Raw genomic sequence first — 15,520 nt, forward strand, 5'->3', positions numbered from 1 at the left:
GGTGGGCCTGCGTATAGAGCGGTATGAATGACGTCGGTACGTTTGGCTTTTACAATTTCGAGACGCTCTGGCGGAGGCAACTACGAGCGATGCCGGCGCGTCCGGCTAAAGGCCCGAGTGCCGGCGGGTGCGCCGTCGTGACGGAAAAGGCGGAGCAGTCGGCGCGGCTGGTGGCCATAGCGCAGCAGGCCGACAAGGCGGCATTCGCAGAGCTCTTCGGCTACTTTGCACCACGGCTGAAAGGTTTTTTCATGCGCGGGGGCATGGCCGCCGGACAGGCGGAGGAACTTGCACAGGAAACCATGCTGATGGTCTGGCGTAAGGCGGCGCTATACGATCCGGCGAAAGCCTCCGCTTCGACCTGGATATTCACTATCGCACGCAATTTGCGCGTGGATTCAGTACGCCGTGAGCGCTATCCGGCGCAGCATCTGCTTGAAGATCCGGCGCCCGAACTTCCGGCCTCTCCCTCCGACGAGGTGCTGAGAACCGAGAGCGAACAGCGGGTCCGCACTGCGATCGATCTGCTTTCGGCGGACCAGCTGAACGTCATACGTCTGCATTATTTCGATGACAAACCCCACAGTGAAATCGCCAAAGTGCTGGGTTTGCCGCTCGGTACGGTGAAATCCCGCTTGCGGCTGGCCATGCAGCGCTTGCGCGGCCTGTTGGGGGAGGAACAGTAACGATGTCCCACCGTCCATCCGACGACCTTTTGATGGCCTATGCCGCCGGAAACCTGGCGCCGGGTCCGGCGCTCGTGGTCGCGGCACACCTGACGATGTGTCCGGAAAGCGCAGAGCGCGTCCGCGCTTTCGAAATCTTTGGCGGGATCGCGCTTGAGGACGCGTCCGAAAGTGCTCTTTCGCCCGACGCATTGGAGAAGACGCTTGCGCGGATCGATTCAGTCCCGCCTGCCAAGGTGGCGGAACGGGGCAAATGGCTCGCTGAGTTGCCAGAGGGGATGCGCCTGCCACAGCCGCTTGAACATTACGATATCGGCAAGTGGAAATTCCTTGCGCCCGGCGTACGCTGGAGCTCGATCGGCCGCGGTGGCTCCGCCCGCAACCGCCCCATGCTGCTGCGCTCGAAACCGGGCATGGTGCTGCCCGAACATTCCCATGCGGGTACCGAATACACGCTCATTCTTAAGGGTTCGCTGCATGATGCGGACGGCGACTACCACGTCGGCGATCTGATCGTTGCCGATGCCAGTCTCGAGCACGAGCCAGCAGCGGGTCCTGATGAGGAATGCATTTGTCTCGCCGTGGTCGATGGCCGCTTGCGGATGAGGAGCCTCGTTGGCCGGCTTGTCCAACCCCTCATGGGGTTTTGAGCACTTGAGCCCCTTTTTGGCAATCGCGGCGGTCGCTGGTGCGGCCATGGTCCTGACGGCGTGCTCGCCGGGAACAATCTTGAACATCGCCACCACTTCCAATGGTGCTCGAGTCGAGCAGGACGTCGCTTATGGCGAAGGGCCGAGACGCACGCTTGATGTTTACGCGCCGGCCGGTGCGCATGCCGCCCCGGTGGCCGTCTTCTTCTACGGCGGCAGCTGGCAGAACGGCGACAAGAAAACCTATCAGTTCGTGGGATCGGCTTTAGCCGCCAAGGGGATCGTTACGGTGATACCCGATTACCGGCTTTATCCGCAGGTTCATTATGAAGGCTTTCTTGACGACGGCGCCAAGGCCGTGCGCTGGGCCAGGGATCATGCACGCCAATACGGTGGCGATCCGGCAAAGCTGTTCGTCGTCGGCCACTCCGCCGGCGCTTACATTGCCGCGATGCTCGCACTCGACAAGACGTGGATCGGGAGGGAGGGCATGACGCCGAACAGGGACCTCAGGGGTTTTGTCGGTATTGCCGGACCCTATGATTTCCTGCCATCGCAGGACGAAAAGATAGCGGCCATATTCAGCACCGCCGAAACGACGGCGCAGGCCGAACCCGTGACGTTTGCGGGACGCCACGAGCCGCCTACGCTGCTCCTGCACGGCAAAAGCGACACGACGGTCTTTCCGCGAAACAGCACGCGGCTTGCCGAGAAGTTGAGCGCTGGCGGAAATACCGTTGATATAAAGCTCTACCCGGGCGTTGGACACCTCGCCATCATCGGCGCGATGGGGTCGCCAATGCGCTTCATCGCTCCGACTTTGGACGATACGGCGAATTTCGTCCGCGCGCATTCCAACCGCAACTGAACAGACGCGATGCATTGCGGTTAGCTTAGCCTCGCCAGCAGCCAGTTCGTCGCCAGAAAGCTCAAGGTCGCCGACAAACCGGAAGCAAAGGTGCCCCAGGCAATATCAACGATCGTAAGAGCGCTTGACCATTGTTTCAAAGTCGCCTGACTGGTCAAATCATATGTAGCATAGGCAAAAAAGCCGAAAAGCGCGCCATAAATCAGCGCAGTGTGCCATCGGCCGGCCTCCATGGCCGGGCTCAAGGCGAAGATCACGACGCCGGCTGCGTAGATCAGGTAGAACAGGATGGCCGGTGCATAATTCACATCCGATGCCACTATGTCCGGGATGCGGGCGCGGTAAAAGCTCGTCGCCATCGTGCCAAGCCACAACATGTCGAGCGCGAGGAAAATTACAACGGTAACGAAATATGCCAGTCCGTATTTGAGCATGTTTGATCCCTGTTTTGGATGTATACGCTGGCAGCGCCCCGGCGGATCTTTCGATGGTACCGCGGGACAAATATTGCCGCGGCCATGAACACGCCGACGATACACGCGCTTATATGAACGGCTATTTCAGGGGAAACTTTCTGCTGAGAAAGGGCGAAGCGCGGGCGCCGAAACGCCACGGCGTTTCGACGGCCTTGGTCAGACCGATCCGTGGTCCTATGCTGATCTCGAAGGCATCCGTTGCCGCCTCCAGCAAAAAAGGGGGCTCAAACAGAGATTTGCCGTCATACGACTTGTCTACAGCAAGCGCCTGGGCAAGTTTTCCCGGTCCCGAGCACAATAGTTTTATGTCATCGACGGCGCGGCGGCGCTGCATGATCTCGATGTTGCGAACAGGTTCAATTGCCCGGATGAGCACTGCTGACGCCTCGAGACACACAAAATTCAGACACCAGTGGATACCATAAGACCGGTAGACATAGGCGCGACCTGCTGGACCGAACATCGTCCGGTTCGCGATCCCGGGGCCGCGATAACTGTGCGACGCAGGATCGTTCGGGGCGTAGGCTTCGGTTTCGATGATCGGTCCGCCCACCCCATCGACAAACAGAGAAACGCCAATGAGGGCGCGGGCAACCTCCTCCGAACTTCGTTGGAAAAAGCTCTCGTCGAGCATGGTGGTGATTTCTTCCATCGCGTTAAATTGTTCCTTTCCGAACCCACTCTTAGCAAAGTCACGAACACGTTCTTGACACTGCGAAACTGGCCCATTCGCTACCGCACATACAAGCGCTGTGTCCGCTACCGTACAGTTCCGATCTGCAATTCAATTAGCAGGAACATTCGTTACCGCGCCGGATTGATTGAATGCGGGGTTAACAAAACGGAGAAGACAAATGCCTAATAGTCAAAAGAGCGGAAGTTCACAGAGCGGCAAGGGCACGTCCAAGCAGCAGGAACAGGGACAAGGTTCACGCGGCTCCCAGCAGGGATCCGGTTCCTCCAAGAGCGGTGAACAACAGGGCAAGGCCGGCGAGCAGAGCCACAAGAATAAATAGTCGGTCCGGTAATCGATGCAGTTTATGAAAGCGGCTGGGAAAATTCCCGGCCGTTTTCATAAACCCACAACTCCGCCTCAACCCGTTCCCTGCCGGCTTCGCATTCCCGTTCAGGGTCGGCTGTTCACGGTGGAAATCGTCGGGTCAGACCGAGCGGGAAAGCGGCTTGCCGCGCCAGCCCGTCAATCTTTCGGCTTCCCGCTCGGCAAGACCGTAGGCACCATCGGCGATCGCTGCGAGGCCATGGCGGTCGCGGATGACAATTTCCGAGCGCCTCGAGATCACGAGATGTTCGCCTTCAAGAATATGCAGCGCATCGGTGACACTGGGACGTCTGACGCCAAGCATCGTTGCAAGGAATTCATGGGTCACACCGAGATAGTCGCCTGAGATCCGGTCGTGCATCATGAGCAGCCATCGTGCGAGACGTGCCTCGATCGTCGACCGGCCATTGGCAAGCGCGGTCGACCCGGTCTGGATGGAGAAGGAGCGCGCGTATTTCAGGAACAATCGCATCAGGTCGCTGTTGCCCTCGATAGCTCTGCGAAATCGGTCCGCAGCGATCCTGTTGCCCTTTCCCGCCACTTGAACAACGGTGCGGTAAGGGCTCATTTCGTCGCCCATCACTGCGCCGACATGGGACATCCCGTCTGCGCCGAACAGTCCGATCTCGATATCCCGGCCATCGGACAGGGAAGTGATCACCGATCCAATGCCACTTTCTGGAAAATAGATATGCGGGATCGTCCGGTTCGGCTCGTTGAGGAGCATGCCGAGCGGGAGGTCGACCGTTTCGAGATGGGCAAACAGTTCGTCGCCCTTGCAAGCCCTGCTCATTGCAAGGAGATGGTTGGCGAAGTTGCCGGCTGCCAAACTCATCACGTGCTCCTGTCTCTATCGGAATTGGCCTGCGAAAGCATTGCGAACAACGTCCGAAAACGTACAGACTCTGCCATCTGTTGCAGGAACGCGATAAAATTTTGGGCGAGTATGGAAGGGAGAAACGAGCTGCTGACGGCATCTCATGCAACCCGCTTTCAGTCGGCTTCAAACCGTCGAGACATATCCTGCAAATATCGGCGATCAAGAGCGCCAGGCGAAGCACGCACCCCGTGCGAATAAGCGTCTTTGCTCATTTGCCGCGCAGCAAATTCGGTACGATTGCGGACCAAGCCGGAACGAGCATTTTTCGCGGGCGTTCATTGTGCGCTGATTTTCCAGGTCAGCGCGCCCTGGCTCAACGATTATGCCGAGCTTTCTGGGGCCCATAGCTGGCGGTGAGCGAAAGTTCACCGCCCTTTTGCGACCAACGCAACTGGAACAATAACGCGATAGCCCGGTTTACCGATATTGAACCTATAGGGAGGAAATCACATGAGAGCGCTTGCACCGATCATCGCCGCTGCCGCACTGGCTTTTGCCCCCGGTATCGCATTTGCCGCATGCCCCACGACAACGGGATCGATAAATTCCGATGCAAAGCCGGGCATCGCCCAGGATGGCACGCACGTTCCCTTGGAAAATTCGGGCAACAGCACGATACAAAAGGGTGCGGCCAGTACGGGTACAACAACCAATAATACCCCCCAGACCGCTCAGAAGGACGGCCAAACCATGCCACTCGCCGGCACGGAAGGCGCAGGTGACAAGAATTTAGCCACCTCAGCGCAGGACGTGCAGGCGCAGCAGAAGGGCGAACCGACCGCCATGGCCAAGGCCGAGGACTGCAAGAACTAGTTGCCAACCAACGGCTGGTTTAGGCCGTTCCTGGAGTTCAACCATGAAGATAGCCGGCGCGTTGTTTGTTTGCCTTGGCATACTGTACGCAGTGTGGGTGGCAATCAGTTCGCGCCGGCTCAGCTCTCCGCCCAGGCATCCCGACAATCAAAATGCACCAACACTGGAGCCAAAACGGCAAGGTCTCGGATTCCTGGGCGCGGGTCGCAACTGGCCCGCCTTGGCACTGATCGCAATCGGCGTCCTGATGCTGATTTTCCCATATAATCATTTCCTGGCGAACCCTGCCGCGCCTTTGCGAATTCGCCGCAACATGGCATGATTTGCCCGCCTCGGCCTTAACCCAGCGAGGAAAGCCGCATGGAGGGTTAACATGCGCCTATTGCTTCTGATGATATTGGGCTTGATGATGTGCACCCCGGCCGGCGCCCAGCAAAACCCGCCTGCCTCGATCGCAGTATTTCCCATTGAACTTGAAGACAGGAGTGCGGGCGCCGGCATCATTGCGCCCGATGAGCACGACAAGCGCTATCTTTCCGAGTCAGAACAAATGGCAAAGGACATGCTCACGGGCTCGGGCCGCTATACTGTGGTCGGCGTTACGGTGCCTGCGGAGGCAGAGGCGAAGGGGCTGCGCTATTGCGGGGGCTGCGAGGCCGCTATCGCTCGCCAGAACGGCGCATCGCTCGCACTCCTCGGCGTCGTCACCCGTGTCAACCGCACCGAACATGCCGTATTCATTCGCATCCTTGATGCGAAAAGCGGCAAGACCGTTGCGGAGGGCTTCACCGATCTGCGAATGGGCGCAAATTATGCGTGGCCTCGGTCGGTGAAATGGGTGATGACCAATAAAATTCTGCGCTGATTATTCAGCCACGCTTTCACCCAGCGTATCGGCAACGACTGCGCCCCGCTTGCCCATGGGCTGCGGCGGACCTGTCGTACTGTCGACTGCGGTTTGGTGTTCAAGCTCCGCATTGAGTTCTGCGCCGAGAATAAGAATGATCAATGAGATCCACATCCACATCATCAGGCCGGCTACTGCGCCCAAGGCGCCATAGGTGGCGTTATAATCAGCAAAGTTTGTAAGATACGATGTGAACGCTGCAGAGGCGGCGATGCCGATCACGGCGGACAATACGGCACCCCACGAAAGCCACCGCCATTTCGCATATTCCCGGTCCGGGCCGTAGCGATAGACGATCGATATCGCAGCCACGGTAACGCCCATCATAACCGGCCAGCGGGCGAGGCTCAGCAAACCGGCGCTCCACCCTTCGAGCCCCATCGCGTCAAGAAGTTTCGGCATAATGCCCAGCGCGAGGAGCAGCACGATTCCGAAAAAGATTCCACCCAGAGTAACGACGAATGAAACGAGGTTCAGTTTGACGAAGCTGCGGGTCTCGTTCTGCCCGTAGGCGACGTTCAACGCTTCGAAAATGCCTTTGACGCCATTATTGGCGCTCCAGAGCGCGATGACGAAACCGAACAGGAAGCCGATGCTAAGCAACTTCGTATCCTGCGCGGCAAGTGCCTCGAGTTGAGCGCGTATCAGAGCTATCGCATCATTGGGCAAGATGCCGGCAAGCAGCGAAACATTACCCGCAACAGAGGCACGATCAGCAAGAAAGCCATAAAGCGACACAAAGGCTGTCAAGGCGGGGAAAAGGGCGAGCAGCAAATAAAACGCGGCACCTGCCGCTATCAGCATGATGCGGTCTTGTGACAGCGACTGCCACACCCGGTAAAGGACGTCCTTCCATCCGAGCGCCGGAATCTCCGAAGGCTTCTTGGCGCGACGGCCGCGGGCTTTTTGCCGCGCACGGGCGTTACGCACTTCTTCCTTAGTTCGCTTTGTGGATGCCTTCATGCGCGCGGGACCGGATATCTTTGCCTCTATCCTGCAATACACAGATACGAGCAATGTTCCGGCGACCACCATGAAAAATGGAAGCCGTAAGGTTCAGTGACAATGGCGGCCGGACGGGTTATGCGCTCGCCTGCCGTTTCGTTGGCCAGGACCGGAAACCAGAAAAACTGTCCTGTCCGCCCTACCGTCGCGTCTGGTTAACACGGCCACCACTGTCTAGCGTGAAAACGGCCGTGGCAAAGTCGGGTTCCATTCGACGCGGCAAAAATCTTCTAAGCTGGCGGAGCAGGCCGCCGGCTCTTGTAGCGCCGTTCGCTGGCCCTGAATTTTCGCGGCAGCTAAGCCCGTGTTGGTGAGGGTTGTCACTTCTTCTGGAACCAAACGGGCCTATTGCCGGTTTCTTGCCCAGGGACACACAAGGAGACAAAACTCATGAAACGCATCGTTGCAATAACCACCGCATTGGTCCTCGCCGGCTCGACTTATGCCTCTGCGCAGGACGCTGTCATCGTGGAAGTTCCACAGCCAGCGCGCGACTATGTCATCGCCCATCCTTCGGATCCTGTTGTGATCGATGGCGATGTTGCCGTTGGAACCGTCGTTCCCCAAGAGGTTCAGCTGGTACCGATTCCCGATAGCCCGGACTACGCCTATGTCTACGTCGACAAGCAGCCGATCATCGTATCGCGCAAGGACCGCAAGGTTGTTTATCTATCGCAGTAACGCTGCCATGTGGGATAGAATGGAGGGCCTCGTAGGGGGCCCTCTTCGCCAGGATTGGCAATTAAAGAGCTATTCGGTTTTTGTGCGCAGGAGGTCAGACACGAAAATCGTCTTCAAAAGTTCGCCCGGTTCATTATAGATGCGCACGACCCATGTAGTTGGATCGTAGCCTTCAATGACCGCGTCGATGAGCGATTCCTTTGCTGCCTTGTGCGCAGCGTCGATCGCAGCTTCATGGTCAGGAAATGCGATCGGTGTAATGGCATCAAGCCCCTCACCTTCATCGAAAACGAAACGAAACAGCGGCATGTGGGACCTCGCACTTCCTTTGTCGAGAATGAACTCTCCGCACCACCATTCGTTCCCTAGGTAACACCACGAAAGTCGCCGTTACCTCGTTCTGCCAAGTCTAAACATGCGCGGGCGGATCACGGACCTCGTCAGGATTGGGCAAAGGCACTTCGTCCGGCAGCTGATCGGGAGATGGCGGCTCGACAATGGGCGGAACCGGTCCGGGTCCCGGCGCGGGCACCGGCGGCCTGTCAGGGATTGGCGGATCGGGATTTGGACGAGGACCAGGATCACCCATCAGATTGCTCCCTACTGTTGCTCGAATTTGCGTCCTTGCAGTGAGTGTCAATTGGCATCGTAAGTTTCACTGAAACACATGGAGGAAACGGAAGTTCCGTCACCTTGGGCACGCATTAGAGAGTGAGAGACCCCGGGAACGCAATGTCTGGAAAATCGTTCACGGGAAGTAGTCGCCAAGCAGATGAGGGTGTCATGAGCAACGAGCCTACAATAGCGGATTTGCGCGAAGAACTGGCGCGGCTGAAGGATGATCTCGCCGTTGCCGAAGGCAGCCAAACCTTCGGCATTTCCACGGAAGGTGATTCAGTACCGGGTGACAGTGCCGCAGAGGTCATACGGCGCAGGATCGCCGAACTGGAAGAAGTGCTGAACCGCGCCGGAAATTAACCGGAGCTAGTGTTGCTCCTGATCCCTGAGGTCGAGCCCGAGCAACTTGTTGAGAGCGAGCCGCGCTTCGCGCATGGTCCAACCTGCCGCCATAGCCTCCCTGATGAGATCGATGTAATCTTCACCCGGATCGTGCAGTTCCTCGAACCTTGCCCTGATGGCTTCGACACAATCCGACTCGCGAACCGAATGGGTTGCCAAACGCGAGGGCGGAGAAATCTGCACCGTCATCATGACGCCTCCAGTCAAGACCAGAACCTTATACCATCAGAAGTTGTAGCAAAATGTAACGGCCCGCGGGTTCGAAAGTTCCAACCCCTGCACCCAGGTTCATCTCCTTTCAGGCTACCAGTAGAGGCTGTGAAAACGCGAAAGTGCTTTGGCCAACGTCTCGGGCACCTCTTCCGCCATATGGTGCCCGCAAGGCAGGGACTGGCCGGACAGTTCCGTTGCCCACCGCCGCCAGACGCCAAGAACATCGCCGTAGAGGTACTCGAGATCGTCCTGCCCCGACCATAAGACCTGCAACGGACAGGCCAAGCGCCGTCCGGCGCTCCGGTCGTCCTCGTCGTGGCGCCAGTCGATCTCAAGGCCGGCACGGTAATCCTCGATCATGCCGTGGACCGTCGCCGGATCATGAATGGCTGTGCTGTAATCCGCGAAGTTCGCTTCTCCCATTTTGTCGGCCGTACCACCGTACCATGCGAGCGGATCGGCCAGGATGGCCCGTTCAGGCTTCTCTGCCTGAGCGAAGAAAAACCAGTGCCACCAGGCTTTCGCGAATTTGGCGTCGCATCGCTCGACAGCCTCGATGATTGGAACTCCATCGAGGATTGATAGAGATCTGATCGTCTGCGGATGATCCATCGCACAGCGAAAAGCCGTATAGCTGCCGCGATCGTGGCCGGCGATCGAGAATGTTTCGAACCCCAGTCCGCGCATCAGCTCGACGCAGTCACGCGCTTTCGCTCGTTTGGACGACCCGGCATGATCGGGATGGTCCGCAGGCTTGGACGAACCGCCAAATCCGCGCAGGTCAGGACAGACAACGGTAAACTCATCCGCGAGCAGAGGAGCGACGCGGTACCAGGTGGTGTGCGTGCGCGGATGCCCGTGCAGCAAAAGCAGCGGCGGTCCGTTACCCCCGTGACGAACCCGCAAGGTGGCCTCGCTGAGAACGATCGTCTCCAAAGTGAATCCCGGAAATATCCCGCCTGTCTGATACGACATCTGTAATCGCTACCGCGCCTCGACCGAAAGATTGAGATAAAGCGGGTTGAATTCCGCGAACTCCTTCAGGGCTTCCCAGTCGACAATGGTCACTGTCCGATTGATCCAGGTCACGAGCTTTTCGCGGCGCAGCGACTGCAGTGTCTTGTTGAGATGGACCACGGAGATCCCGACGACATCGGCAAGCTCGACCTGCGACAGCGGTAGGTGAAAGCTCTGTTCGTTGGTTAGTTGGACGACCTGCAGGCGGACGTAGAGCTCGCAGATCAGATGAGCAAGATGCGCCTTCTTTGATCTTCGCCCCATCGCGACGATCCATTCGCGATGGATGGCGCCGTCGATCAGGGTGGAAAGCCAGAGCAACCGCGTCAGGTGCGGGACAGTTTCGGTGACCGTCTTGAGAGCGCTGTGGTCGGCGAAGGCGACACGGCACGGGGACAAGGCGACAATACCGTGGTCCATGATTTTCAGGGGGAATGCGTGAAGATCGACGAAGTCGCCGGGAATATGCAGGGACGTAATCTGCCGGCTGCCGTCATCGAGCACCTTATAGCGCGCGGCGAAGCCTTCCAGCATCAAGGTGCTATAGGTCGGCCGTGATCCTTCCCGCACCAGATCTTCATCGATTTCAAATTGTCGCCCGCGTGTGATGATTGATCGAAGAAGCGATTTCTCCTCCTCGGAAACAATATCGCGGCTTTCAAGATTCAGAAGCAGTGATTCAATCAAAGAAACCTCCATCCAATTTTCCAGAATAGTGACGAATGACGGAACTGATTGGCCCACGAACGATTACTATCCTTACGAAACCAGCAGCGTGTACACACAAATGTCCCGATATTACTTTGACTTGCACAATGGCGCCGGCCCCCTGCGCGACGACCACGGGGTGGAATTGGCGACGCTCAATGCCGTAACCCAGGAGGCAACGCGCATCCTGCTTGATATTGCTCGCGATGAAGTCGGCGACACCGGGCGTCTGATTGTCACCGTGACTGTGAGAGACGAGGAAGGGAATCCCATTTCAATCGCGAGCCTGACGTTTTCCAATGAATGGCTGGAAAATCCGAAGACAGTGCCGTCTCGGTAAATTGCGTTGCTGATCTAGCTACAAGTCGCCGCGAAACCTTTTGTTCCGATTCAATGCGGTTCGCTCATTATCCCTGCGATCATCGCGCAGTCTCGCAAACCATGTTTCGACGATTCCGTTAAACAATTTGAATGACACCCACCGGCGCCGCGTCCAGTGTTCGGCTTAATACTTGACGACGATGAGGAGGCATTCATGCGACGTGCAAGGAAAGCAATATATTCCCGCGAAGACTGGAACCTCATGGAACACGCACACCGCATCGCGTGCCGCGATCTCCATGTACCGAGTACAAGCCTGGACGAAATCCACAGGGTTGCCAAACGGGTGATGACCCTTTTCGATGGGGGCTTGCGTGACGAAAACCTGATCGCCGCCACTGCGGCGAGCCAGGAGCGTTTCATTGCCGATACGCTTTCCCTTCGCCACAAGAAGGTACCGGCCTAATGCACGCCTGACCTGAGCTGCTCGTACGTGCATTGGCGAGGGGTCTTGTCGGGACGCCACCGCAACAATTTGGTCCCGTGGCGAAACCGATCACCGCTGACATGATCAAATCTTACCTCGACAACGAGTTGCGGCTTCAACGGTTGCCATTCGCCGCTCCGCTCTGTGCTCCAGCGGCTCGGCCCACCGGGAGCCTTGCCGGTAAAGCCGGGAGGCCCGACCAATGCCTCCAGCTTCTCTGTCAGTTCACCGCGCTCCTTATCCGTAATCGTTGACGTATAGCCAACGTGATCGAGCTTGCCGTCACTGTTATAGAGGCCAAGAAGAAGAGAACCAACTTGCTTGCTGTCATGTTCGTAACGGAACCCGCCAACCACGCAATCCGCTGACTTAAGACGCTTCACCTTGATCATGACGCGCTCGCCCGGAAGATAGAGGCCATCCAGGCGCTTGCACACGACGCCATCGGTTCCCGCATAACCATTTTCGAGCCAGATACGTGCTTCGTCGATATCGCTCGAATGCGGCGATTGCGTCAATGCGGCTTCGCGCGCGAGCGCCAGGAAGGCGGACAATTGCGCATTACGAACGGTAAGCGGGCGATCTGTGATGATCTTGCCGTCGGGATTCATCAGCATGTCGAAGACGACGAGCCTCGACGGCGTTTCAGCCGCGAGCTTTCTGACACGGCTTTCCGCAGGATGAAGTCGCATTTGCAGGGCTTCAAAGGAGAGCATGCCGCCGCTCTCGATCACGAGTTCGCTGTCGATGACAAAACGTTGAACCGGCAGCGACGCCAGCAACTCGACCATCTCCGGAAAGAAGCGCGCCAGCGGTTTCCCAGATTTGGCGCGCAAATCAACCTTGTTTCCGTCCTTGAATGCCAGGCAGCGAAATCCATCCCATTTCGGTTCATATTGCCAGCCGCCGTCGGCAGGCAGGCTCTCTGCGGATCGGGCCTCCATCGGCTGTGTATCGAGGGGCAGGGCCCACTCAGAGGGTGGCATCTTCCGTTTCGCCACTTCGATCATGCTGCTGCTTTCACGGACTTTCCCAGAAGCTTGATGGCCTTTTCCAATGAACGTTCTCCAGCGAGATAATCCGCCCAAGCGTCGGTCTTTTCGAGAAGTGCGGGGACCGTTCGCACGGTAGAACGCTTGGGGTCGAGATCGGCCCTTACGTCCCCCCACGCCAAGGGCATGGATACAGTTGCGCCAGGACGAGCCCGAGGCGAGAGCGGCGCCACCGCGGTCGCCATGCGATCGTTGCGCAAATAGTCGAGAAAGATCCGCCCGTTGCGCAGTTTCTTAGCCATCTTGACGAGATAGCGGTCCGGGTGATCATTGGCCATTATCTGACAGACATCGTGGGCGAATGCCTTTGCCTCGCTCCAGGTGAGCTTGCTCTTCTTGCTGGTCGCAAGTGGCGTGACGACGTGCAGGCCCTTGCCGCCCGTGGTCTTGCAGAAGCAGACGAGGTCCAGCGCTTCGAGACGTTCCCGCATTTCCTTCGCTGCCGCGACTACCACTGAGAATGGCACATCGGGGCCCGGGTCTAGATCGAACACCAATCGTCCCGGAACGTCCGGATTTCCAGGTGCGCAATTCCAGGGATGGAGCTCGAGGGCAGCGATCTGGGCGACGGCAATCAAGCCCTCCACCCGGTCGATTTGCAGATAGGGCTTTCGATCGCCCGAAACCGTTACCAATTCGATCAAGTTCGACGCGCCTTGCATGGCGTGGCGCTGGAAGAACTGTTCTCCGCCCATGCCGTCCGGGGCGCGGATGATCGAACATGGCCTCCCCTTGATATGATCAAGCAGCCATGGACCGACCGCCTGGTAATACTCGGCAAGATCAAGCTTGGTGACTGGCCTCTCGTCGCCGGCGTCCGGCCACAGAGGTTTGTCCGGATTGGACAAAACAACACCCATGATTTCGGCCTTCGCTCCACGTCGCTTGCCGATGCTCCGCGCCTGTTTCCCGGGATCGGGAACGTCCGTGGTTTCAGGTTTGGCCGGCTTCTCCGCCTCAACTTCCAGGGCAGGTTTGTCTTCACGAATACCTTTGAACGAAGCCTGCCGCACGAGACCGTCGGCAGTCCAGCCTTCGAATTCGATCTCCGCCACGAGTTCGGGTTTCACCCATTCGACATCGGGATCGACCTTCTTGGCCATGTTCCCACCTGTGAAGGGCGACTTTTCGGCGCGAAGTGCCTCGAGTCGGGGCAGCAGCGACTTCACTTTTGCCGCTCCATAACCTGTGCCGACGCGGCCGACATAAATGAAATGGTCCTCCCGGAACACACCTACGAGCAGCGAGCGGAATTTTCCGTTGGTCTTCGACCAACCGCCGATGACGACTTCGTGGCCGGCGCGGCACTTCGCTTTAACCCACATATCGGTTCGCCCCGAACGGTAGGTAGCGTTGGACTGCTTCGACACAATTCCCTCTAGCGAAAGCTTGCAGGCGGACTTCAGAACCGCGTCACCGCCCGTCTCGAAGTGGTCGACATATCTGAGCCTCGGATCACCGCCCGCGTCGTCGAGGATCGACTGCAGCCGTGCCTTTCGTTCGGTCAAGGGGCGGTCGCGCCAATCCTGACCGGCTTCGAACAACAGATCAAAGGCGAAGTAGACAAGGTCGCCGGTCTTGCCATCGGCCTGTGCCGCCTGCAGCGCGGCAAAGTCGGGTGCGCCATGATCATCGAGAGCGCATATCTCCCCATCGATAATCACATCCGGCAATGCCGAGAATGCCTTGGCGATTGCCGTGTACTTCTTCGTCCAGTCAAGACCCTTGCGGGTCCTCAGCGTCGCATCTCCGTCCTTGACCCGGGCCTGGATGCGATAGCCATCGAACTTGATCTCATGCACCCATCCAGCGTCAGAAGGAGGACGCGCAACGCTTTCGCAAAGCTGTGGCGGGATGAAGTCCGGCATCGTCGCTTCACTTGAGGCGGCAGGCGTTCCTCGCTTGCGCTTCGTCGGCGCTGCGGAGCCGTTGCGATTGCTCTCCCAGGTTGCGTCCGCTGCCGCGTCAGAACCCTCCGTCATGAACGGCTTGGGCTTGCGCCCTTTTCCCGAGGCTATTGCCTCCATGGTACGGCCCGACGCCACCGAGGCTGCTTCCTTGAGGATCGCGTCACCGTTTCCATCTACCGAGTGGTCGTCGCGATGCTTGATCAGCAACCAGTTGTTGCGCTTGCCGCCGTCCCGGTCATTCTTCATGCGCACGAGCACGAAGCTGCCGTGCAGTTTCTTGCCATCCAACGCGAATTTGAGATCGCCCTCCTCGAGCGCCTCCTGAGGGGATTTGGTACCCTCCGGTTCCCAATAACCCCGATCCCACAGCATTACGGTTCCACCGCCATACTGGCCCTCCGGGATCGTGCCTTCGAAGTCGCCATATTCGAGCGGATGATCTTCGACCTCGACGGCGAGCCGCTTGTCCTTTGGATCAAGCGAGGGCCCCCGAGTCACCGCCCAGGATTTGAATACGCCGTCGAGTTCCAGCCGGAGATCGTAGTGCAGCCTTGAAGCATCGTGCTTTTGGACGACGAAGCGAAGCCTGTTCGACGCCTTGACTTCGCCGCCGCCGCTTGGCTCCTGTGTGAGCTTGAAGTCGCGTTTGGACGTGTAACGGGAGAGCTTGCCGCTTGCCATGATAACCTCGACCGCGCTTGATACCATGGCAGACAAACGCGCCTGATCGCGAAAAGATGCAGGCGCCCGACGTTTCTGGCGCCAA

22 protein-coding genes are annotated in these 15,520 nt (G+C 58.2%); 11 read left to right on the forward strand and 11 right to left on the reverse strand.

Annotation, left to right across the window (positions count from 1 at the left end):
- The first annotated feature begins 137 nt into the window (after nucleotides 1-137).
- The 3 genes from AC1DNI_RS13605 to AC1DNI_RS13615 all read left to right on the forward strand — a co-directional run bounded on the left by AC1DNI_RS13605 (nucleotide 138) and on the right by AC1DNI_RS13615 (nucleotide 2,204).
- Nucleotides 138-686, forward strand: a complete 549-nt coding sequence (locus AC1DNI_RS13605; RefSeq protein ID WP_477692224.1) for a sigma-70 family RNA polymerase sigma factor — start codon at nucleotides 138-140, stop codon at nucleotides 684-686.
- Between the two features lie 2 nt (nucleotides 687-688).
- Nucleotides 689-1,336, forward strand: coding sequence for a ChrR family anti-sigma-E factor (locus tag AC1DNI_RS13610; RefSeq protein ID WP_477692225.1), 648 nt, complete (start codon nucleotides 689-691; stop codon nucleotides 1,334-1,336).
- Between the two features lie 79 nt (nucleotides 1,337-1,415).
- On the forward strand, nucleotides 1,416-2,204 hold the full coding sequence (locus tag AC1DNI_RS13615; protein WP_477692226.1) for an alpha/beta hydrolase: 789 nt from the start codon (nucleotides 1,416-1,418) through the stop codon (nucleotides 2,202-2,204).
- Nucleotides 2,205-2,224: 20 nt separating this feature from the next.
- Here AC1DNI_RS13615 and AC1DNI_RS13620 read toward each other — a convergent pair whose 3' ends face one another.
- The gene (locus AC1DNI_RS13620) at nucleotides 2,225-2,638 is read right to left on the reverse strand and encodes a DUF2177 family protein (protein ID WP_477692227.1); all 414 of its coding nucleotides are present in this window, start codon (nucleotides 2,636-2,638) and stop codon (nucleotides 2,225-2,227) included.
- 121 nt (nucleotides 2,639-2,759) lie between these two features.
- Nucleotides 2,760-3,332: a DNA-3-methyladenine glycosylase gene (locus AC1DNI_RS13625; protein ID WP_477692228.1), complete on the reverse strand. Its 573-nt coding sequence runs from the start codon at nucleotides 3,330-3,332 to the stop codon at nucleotides 2,760-2,762.
- A gap of 202 nt (nucleotides 3,333-3,534) precedes the next feature.
- Between AC1DNI_RS13625 and AC1DNI_RS13630 the strand changes: the two genes are divergently transcribed.
- Complete coding sequence (locus AC1DNI_RS13630) at nucleotides 3,535-3,696, forward strand: hypothetical protein (protein WP_172982671.1); 162 nt, start codon at nucleotides 3,535-3,537, stop codon at nucleotides 3,694-3,696.
- Between the two features lie 144 nt (nucleotides 3,697-3,840).
- Here AC1DNI_RS13630 and AC1DNI_RS13635 read toward each other — a convergent pair whose 3' ends face one another.
- Complete coding sequence (locus tag AC1DNI_RS13635; RefSeq protein ID WP_477692229.1) at nucleotides 3,841-4,575, reverse strand: Crp/Fnr family transcriptional regulator; 735 nt, start codon at nucleotides 4,573-4,575, stop codon at nucleotides 3,841-3,843.
- A gap of 495 nt (nucleotides 4,576-5,070) precedes the next feature.
- On the opposite strand from AC1DNI_RS13635, the gene AC1DNI_RS13640 reads away from it, so the two are divergent.
- The 3 genes from AC1DNI_RS13640 to AC1DNI_RS13650 are packed head-to-tail and all read left to right on the forward strand — an operon-like array spanning nucleotide 5,071 to nucleotide 6,298.
- Nucleotides 5,071-5,433 carry a hypothetical protein gene (locus AC1DNI_RS13640; protein ID WP_477692230.1) on the forward strand — a complete coding sequence of 121 codons (363 nt, stop codon included), beginning with the start codon at nucleotides 5,071-5,073 and terminating at the stop codon, nucleotides 5,431-5,433.
- Between the two features lie 43 nt (nucleotides 5,434-5,476).
- A complete protein-coding gene (locus AC1DNI_RS13645) occupies nucleotides 5,477-5,755 on the forward strand; it encodes a hypothetical protein (protein WP_477692231.1) in 279 nt (92 codons plus the stop codon).
- 51 nt (nucleotides 5,756-5,806) lie between these two features.
- Nucleotides 5,807-6,298 (forward strand): DUF2380 domain-containing protein, encoded by a 492-nt coding sequence (locus tag AC1DNI_RS13650; RefSeq protein WP_477692232.1) that lies wholly within the window; start codon nucleotides 5,807-5,809, stop codon nucleotides 6,296-6,298.
- On the opposite strand, the gene AC1DNI_RS13655 is transcribed toward AC1DNI_RS13650, so the two are convergent.
- On the reverse strand, nucleotides 6,299-7,303 hold the full coding sequence (locus AC1DNI_RS13655) for a YihY/virulence factor BrkB family protein (RefSeq protein WP_036814617.1): 1,005 nt from the start codon (nucleotides 7,301-7,303) through the stop codon (nucleotides 6,299-6,301).
- Nucleotides 7,304-7,735: 432 nt separating this feature from the next.
- Here AC1DNI_RS13655 and AC1DNI_RS13660 point away from each other — a divergent pair, with 432 nt between their 5' ends.
- Nucleotides 7,736-8,026: a DUF1236 domain-containing protein gene (locus tag AC1DNI_RS13660; RefSeq protein WP_477692233.1), complete on the forward strand. Its 291-nt coding sequence runs from the start codon at nucleotides 7,736-7,738 to the stop codon at nucleotides 8,024-8,026.
- Nucleotides 8,027-8,095: 69 nt separating this feature from the next.
- Here the strand turns inward: AC1DNI_RS13660 and AC1DNI_RS13665 are convergent, their stop codons facing one another.
- Complete coding sequence (locus tag AC1DNI_RS13665) at nucleotides 8,096-8,335, reverse strand: DUF6894 family protein (RefSeq protein ID WP_091951218.1); 240 nt, start codon at nucleotides 8,333-8,335, stop codon at nucleotides 8,096-8,098.
- A gap of 100 nt (nucleotides 8,336-8,435) precedes the next feature.
- Entirely contained in the window at nucleotides 8,436-8,615 is a 180-nt protein-coding gene (locus AC1DNI_RS13670) for a hypothetical protein (RefSeq protein WP_477692234.1), read from the reverse strand.
- Nucleotides 8,616-8,809: 194 nt separating this feature from the next.
- Between AC1DNI_RS13670 and AC1DNI_RS13675 the strand changes: the two genes are divergently transcribed.
- Nucleotides 8,810-9,004 (forward strand): hypothetical protein, encoded by a 195-nt coding sequence (locus tag AC1DNI_RS13675; RefSeq protein WP_477692235.1) that lies wholly within the window; start codon nucleotides 8,810-8,812, stop codon nucleotides 9,002-9,004.
- Between the two features lie 6 nt (nucleotides 9,005-9,010).
- On the opposite strand, the gene AC1DNI_RS13680 is transcribed toward AC1DNI_RS13675, so the two are convergent.
- From AC1DNI_RS13680 to AC1DNI_RS13690, 3 genes are all read right to left on the reverse strand, one after another.
- Entirely contained in the window at nucleotides 9,011-9,238 is a 228-nt protein-coding gene (locus AC1DNI_RS13680) for a hypothetical protein (RefSeq protein ID WP_027232023.1), read from the reverse strand.
- Between the two features lie 111 nt (nucleotides 9,239-9,349).
- Entirely contained in the window at nucleotides 9,350-10,213 is an 864-nt protein-coding gene (locus tag AC1DNI_RS13685; protein ID WP_477692431.1) for an alpha/beta fold hydrolase, read from the reverse strand.
- Between the two features lie 30 nt (nucleotides 10,214-10,243).
- Complete coding sequence (locus AC1DNI_RS13690) at nucleotides 10,244-10,963, reverse strand: Crp/Fnr family transcriptional regulator (RefSeq protein ID WP_027232025.1); 720 nt, start codon at nucleotides 10,961-10,963, stop codon at nucleotides 10,244-10,246.
- Nucleotides 10,964-11,063: 100 nt separating this feature from the next.
- Between AC1DNI_RS13690 and AC1DNI_RS13695 the strand changes: the two genes are divergently transcribed.
- The gene (locus AC1DNI_RS13695) at nucleotides 11,064-11,324 is read left to right on the forward strand and encodes a DUF6894 family protein (protein ID WP_027232026.1); all 261 of its coding nucleotides are present in this window, start codon (nucleotides 11,064-11,066) and stop codon (nucleotides 11,322-11,324) included.
- A 195-nt stretch (nucleotides 11,325-11,519) separates the two neighbouring features.
- Nucleotides 11,520-11,771: a hypothetical protein gene (locus AC1DNI_RS13700; RefSeq protein WP_139217681.1), complete on the forward strand. Its 252-nt coding sequence runs from the start codon at nucleotides 11,520-11,522 to the stop codon at nucleotides 11,769-11,771.
- Here AC1DNI_RS13700 and AC1DNI_RS13705 read toward each other — a convergent pair.
- Nucleotides 11,768-12,778, reverse strand: a complete 1,011-nt coding sequence (locus AC1DNI_RS13705; protein WP_477692236.1) for an ATP-dependent DNA ligase — start codon at nucleotides 12,776-12,778, stop codon at nucleotides 11,768-11,770. The genes AC1DNI_RS13700 and AC1DNI_RS13705 overlap by 4 nt on opposite strands.
- Before the next feature lie 20 nt (nucleotides 12,779-12,798).
- Nucleotides 12,799-15,435, reverse strand: a complete 2,637-nt coding sequence (gene ligD / locus AC1DNI_RS13710) for a DNA ligase D (RefSeq protein WP_477692432.1) — start codon at nucleotides 15,433-15,435, stop codon at nucleotides 12,799-12,801.
- Between the last annotated feature and the right edge of the window lie 85 nt (nucleotides 15,436-15,520).

It is taken from the genome of Phyllobacterium sp. 01N428, from assembly GCF_056399405.1.